General features: G+C 59.8%; 5 protein-coding genes. 4 read left to right on the top strand and 1 reads right to left on the bottom strand.

The features are described from left to right. Positions 1-452: 452 nt before the first annotated feature. The 4 genes from VIH17_03735 (at position 453) to VIH17_03720 (ending at position 4,044) form a co-directional block, all read left to right on the top strand. Positions 453-812 carry a hypothetical protein gene (locus VIH17_03735; protein ID HEY4682344.1) on the top strand — a complete coding sequence of 120 codons (360 nt, stop codon included), beginning with the start codon at positions 453-455 and terminating at the stop codon, positions 810-812. Between the two features lie 108 nt (positions 813-920). Further along, a complete protein-coding gene (locus VIH17_03730) occupies positions 921-1,985 on the top strand; it encodes a cytochrome c peroxidase (GenBank protein HEY4682343.1) in 1,065 nt (354 codons plus the stop codon). A 147-nt stretch (positions 1,986-2,132) separates the two neighbouring features. Next, positions 2,133-2,960, top strand: coding sequence for an MOSC domain-containing protein (locus tag VIH17_03725; GenBank protein HEY4682342.1), 828 nt, complete (start codon positions 2,133-2,135; stop codon positions 2,958-2,960). 331 nt (positions 2,961-3,291) lie between these two features. Further along, entirely contained in the window at positions 3,292-4,044 is a 753-nt protein-coding gene (locus tag VIH17_03720) for a urate hydroxylase PuuD (GenBank protein HEY4682341.1), read from the top strand. Positions 4,045-4,085: 41 nt separating this feature from the next. Here VIH17_03720 and VIH17_03715 read toward each other — a convergent pair. Next, positions 4,086-4,787 (bottom strand): glycosyltransferase family 2 protein (locus tag VIH17_03715; GenBank protein HEY4682340.1); only part of this gene is annotated, 702 nt, incomplete at its 5' end.

Here is a 4,787-nt window from a genome sequence, read left to right as displayed (position 1 = left end):
GGAAATGCTCGGTTTGTGCCCATTCTGCGGAAATTTGCGGAGCACGAGGACGTAGTCCTATCCGAAGCTGCCCGCTGGGCCCTGAAACGGTTCGTTGGAGCCTGAACGTACCTACAGGTGCCCCTGTAGCGGCGGCGGGGCAAAGAAGCCGTCCCTAGTGGTGTCCCCTTGGCCGATCGCATCGCCGATCGGCTTCCAAAATGGAGCAGGGATGCGCCCGCTACGGGAAAAGCGCTCCGATTTTCGAGTGACGAGTTTCGACACCAGGAGTAACGAGCTTCGAAAATCGAAACATGGAACCGCCGGCCGCCTCCTCGAGCCATGCTATCCTGGCAAGGGAGGGGGCTGGGAGGCCGAATTGCCGGTCGCCCCGCCTCTTTTGGACACCGTCCTGACAACGGGGGTTGTGGAGCCCGCAGTCGGAGCGTGTTTCCAGAGAGTGAGGAGAAGCTATGAGACGATTTCTACCGGCTATCTTGGCGTTGCTTGCGCTTGCCGTTTGGATGGCGCGACCGGTGCGAGCGCAAATCGAGCGACAGCCGCCGAACGTCACCATCCAAAACTACAATCAGCTTCAAAGTTATCACCTGCGCGTGGACCAGGGCGGCAAGCCGATGTATGTGCCCCGCGCATGGGGCCGGTTGGTGGCCGTCCAACCGATCCAGGATAAACTGGCGCTGTTTCTGGAGGCAGAGACGGGCGAGATTTTCGTCGTGGCGCTGGTCGTCTCCGGCAACTTCACCCAATCCAATGACTTGGCCGTGGACTTGACCCACGGCGGCGGCGTGACGGTGATCCCGCGACAGCCCTAAGGGGTTCGCTTTTCGATTTTCGCTTCTCGGTCTTCGAAAATCGCCATTGCAATCCGGCCTCGAAGCGGCATAGGATTTTGGGATTCAAGCAAACTCAACGGGAGGGGCATGATGGGCAGAAAGCTCCGGCCACGTCTCTGGAAGAAGGTGGTCGTAGTCGGGCTCACCGGCGCCAGCGTCGCTTTGCTGGGGGCGCAACGGGATGCCAAGAAAGTCGAGCCGGTGGAGTGGCCCGAAATCAAACGGTATGAGGCGATGAAGATTCCCGCCGACAATCCCATGACGGTAGCCAAAGTCGAACTCGGCAAAGAGCTCTACTATGACCCGCGGCTCAGCGGCGACGGCTCCCGCTCCTGTTACTCCTGTCACCTCGCCGAACATGGACTGACCGACGGCAAGCCCACCGCCATCGGCGCCTACGGGGCAGCCCTGCCGCGCTCCAGCCCCGCGCTCTGGAACATCGGATACCACGCCGAGTTTTACTGGGATGGACGGAGCAAGTCGCTCGAGGCCCAAGCGAAGGCCGCCTGGTCGGGCGGCAATATGGGAGCCTCCGGGAAGGATGGCCGCCCGAGCATGGAAGACATTTGCGCCAAGCTGAACCGGATCCCCGACTACCGCAAACAATTCCAGGAGGTGTTTGGTCAGGAGGCTACGCCGGACAGCGTCGTCAAGGCCATCGCCGCCTTCGAGCGCACCATCGTCAGCAACGAGTCCGCGTGGATTCGCTTCCGCGAAGGAGATGAATCGGCTTTCAGCAAGGCAGCCCGGCGTGGCTCAAAAATCTTCAGCGAGAAAGCCAAATGCACCAACTGCCACGATGGGCTGCTGCTGACCGACCAGCAGTATCACAACATCGGCATCGGGATGAAGGACCAAAACCCGGATCTCGGCCGGTACAATGTGACCAAGACCGAGCGGGATAAAGGGGCCTTCAAAACTCCCACGCTTCTGGACATCAGCAAGTCGGCCCCCTACTTCCACAATGGCAGCGTGGCCACGCTCGAAGAAGCGGTGAATTTGATGCTCGGCGGGGGAATCGCCAATCCCTATCTGGACCGGGTGAACCTGAAACCTGTCAAGCTGACCAAGAAAGAGAAAGCCGACTTGCTGGCTTTCCTGCGCGAACTCAATGTCGAATACAAGATCACGGCCCCGACTCTTCCCCCATAGCCGGCGAACTGTGCTTTGCGCACCGGATCCCGCCACCCGTATCTATTGGGGGTTAGCCGAATTGATCCACAGCTCGCGACCCAATTGTTTGTTCAGAAGACTCTGGAAGCCTGCAACAAATTTGCCGACATTTCTGGAGGTGAAACGATGTCAAACGCCACGCCGTCTCATGTTGGTTCGGTGGTTGCCCTGTGGCGCCATCCCGTCAAGTCCATGATGGGAGAGGAGCTAAACGCCGCCGATATCACGGAACGCGGGCTGTTGGGCGATCGTGCCTACGCCCTAGTGGATCCTTCCAACGGGAAAGTCGCCAGCGCCAAAAACCCTCGGAAGTGGCCGAAGCTCTTCGATTCCCGGGCCGCCTTCGTCGAGCCCCTTCGCACTGGTGGAAAGATTCCGCCCGTTCGTATCACCCTGCCGGACGGCACCATGGTCACCAGCGAGCAGAGCGACATCAACGAAATCTTGTCAAACGCGCTGGGCCGCGAGGTAACCCTTACGAAGTCGGCGCCCAAGACACTCAGCCTCGAGGAGTACTGGCCGGATATGGATGGGCTGGCCCATAGGGAAACGATCACCGACGAGTCCATGCCAGCGGGCACGTTTTTCGACTGTGCCGTCATCCACGTGCTGACGACCGCGACGATCGACCGGCTCCGGGAACTCTATCCGCAAGGGCGGTTCGAGGTCAGGCGGTTTCGTCCAAACATCGTGGTCGAGCTTGCCGCAGGCGAGAGGGACTTCGTTGAGAACGCCTGGGTCGGGCACACGCTCGCGATCGGGGACGAGGCTGTCCTGAGCGTCACGGGCCCGTGTCCTCGCTGCGTGATGACAACACTGCCTCAAGCGGATTTACCCAGAGATCCAGGCATCCTGCGCGCGGCGGCACAGCACAACCAGGCTAATGTCGGTGTCTATGCTTCTGTGCTCCGGGGTGGCACCATCCGGCGCGGCGACCCGGTACGGCTGGAGTAGGCTAAACCGGAAGACCGGGCAGAAGCACAGCACCAAGTAGTCAGCAAGCCCTGAGAGGTAGAAAGCCAGGGCTCCGAGGCGCTGTTCGTTGATTGGGCACGCGCGTGCTGTCACTCCCGGTGGCGCTGTTGTGGGTGTGAGACATGCTTCGGGCACCTCGCGCATAAGTTCGAAAAATAGTTGACGCAGGAGCACGGTAGCAGGTAAGGTCTCGGGTATTCGAAACGCAGATCGGAAATTCCGGCTTATAGAGTTTATGCGGTCGCGCCACCTGTTTCGCTTACAATAGAACTCAGTGGGGTTCCAATTTTCCTTCCTTTTCGGAGGAGCTATGACGCTAGTAACTGCTCTGGGGATGGTGTTGGCATTTCAGGCTCTGCCACCGATGGACTTCAACACGAACCTCCAGATGCTGCTGCGCTGGATTCACCTTCTGGCGGGCATCATCTGGATCGGGCTTCTCTACTTCTTCAACCTGGTGAACGTGCCCGTGATGAAAGCATTGGACGGGACGACGAAGGGGAAAGTAATCCCCGTCCTGTTGCCGAAAGCCTTGTGGTGGTTCCGGTGGGGCGCAGTGGTGACGGTGCTCGCCGGGATCATCTATTACCTGATCATTTTGAGCCTGGAGCCGGCAAAGGCACCAGGGAGCCTGATGTGGACCACGTTTGGGAAGTGGCTCCTGTTGGTGGTGGTGACCTGGGCGATCATCTATTTCCTGATTGGGCCGGTGAACAACGGCTGGCTGCTCGCCCTGCTGGTTGTGATCCTGGTGGGCGCGATGGGCGGGGCGATCGTGCACTGGAACGCTTATGAGGACGCATCGAACCGCGCTCTATCGATCGGCGTGGGCGGCGGGATCGGCACCATCATGCTCCTGAACGTCTGGGGGATCATCTGGCCGGCGCAGAAGCGGATCATTGCGTGGACCAAGGCGAACGCTGAACAGGGGACGCCGGTGCCGCCGGAGTCGGCGAAGCTGGCGCGGCGGGCATTCCTGGCTTCACGCACCAATTTTTGGCTCTCCATCCCGATGTTGTTCTTCATGGCTGCCGCCAGCCACTATCCCATGTTTGGCGGATGAGGTTCCACTTTACGAACAGGTCAAGCCCGAGAGAGCAGAATTCACTGTCCGGGCCGAAGAATCGTTGTTCGCCAGGGGGAATGAAGAAGATACCGCACACCTCGCCAGGTGATGCGTCGCCGGAAGGTTGAAACCACAACGTTATAGAGATAGATCCAGGGCACAAGCGGCGCCAGCAGCGTTGGCACCCACCAGTATGCGAGCAACTCATCCTTGTGCGCCGGCAGAAGCTCGGTCATCGCCACCAGCCGCAGCGCCCCTTTCGCAATCGCCAGGCCTTCAATCAAGAGCAGGAGCACAAAAAGATTGAGCACGCCAAAGCCGGTCAGAAGATTGCTCAGGATGAGGATCACGCCAAGGGCGACGGCCCCACAGTAAGAAAGTTGGGAGAGGGCGGCGAGCAGCCAGAGCCTGGGCGCATAGACGCGGGTGATGATGATCTGTCGCGTGGTCCATTCGAGCAATTGCCGCCAATCCGGATTCTGCCTGCTCGGTACGATACATTCTGGAAGGTAGCCGATGCGGCCGTTTGCATTTTTCAAGGCGCGGGTGAGGGCATAGTCATCGCTGACGGCATGCTTCCAGTATTCGATAGCTTGAATGGCGAAAAAAGTCTCTTTGCGAATCGCGGTCCCGCCACCCCAGCAGAAATTGTGGCTGTGGCCGCCAAGCAACGTGGCAATGGGCGCATTCCAGGCCGAGGCGAGCGCCGCCGGCAGGCTCGCTGCGATAGAATCGGGGCG

The sequence above is a fragment of the Candidatus Acidiferrales bacterium genome (assembly GCA_036514995.1).
Taxonomy (GTDB): Bacteria; Acidobacteriota; Terriglobia; order Acidiferrales; family DATBWB01; genus DATBWB01.
The sequence above is the reverse complement of the archived record's forward strand: the minus strand, read 5'-3'. Positions and strand labels throughout refer to the sequence as shown.

What these genes read in the sequence shown, in the direction of transcription:
- VIH17_03720 (HEY4682341.1), top strand. Translation starts at nt 3,292, where the DNA reads ATGACGCTAGTAACTGCTCTGGGGATGGTGTTGGCATTTCAGGCTCTG.
- VIH17_03730 (HEY4682343.1), top strand. Translation starts at nt 921, where the DNA reads ATGATGGGCAGAAAGCTCCGGCCACGTCTCTGGAAGAAGGTGGTCGTA.
- VIH17_03735 (HEY4682344.1), top strand. Translation starts at nt 453, where the DNA reads ATGAGACGATTTCTACCGGCTATCTTGGCGTTGCTTGCGCTTGCCGTT.
- VIH17_03725 (HEY4682342.1), top strand. Translation starts at nt 2,133, where the DNA reads ATGTCAAACGCCACGCCGTCTCATGTTGGTTCGGTGGTTGCCCTGTGG.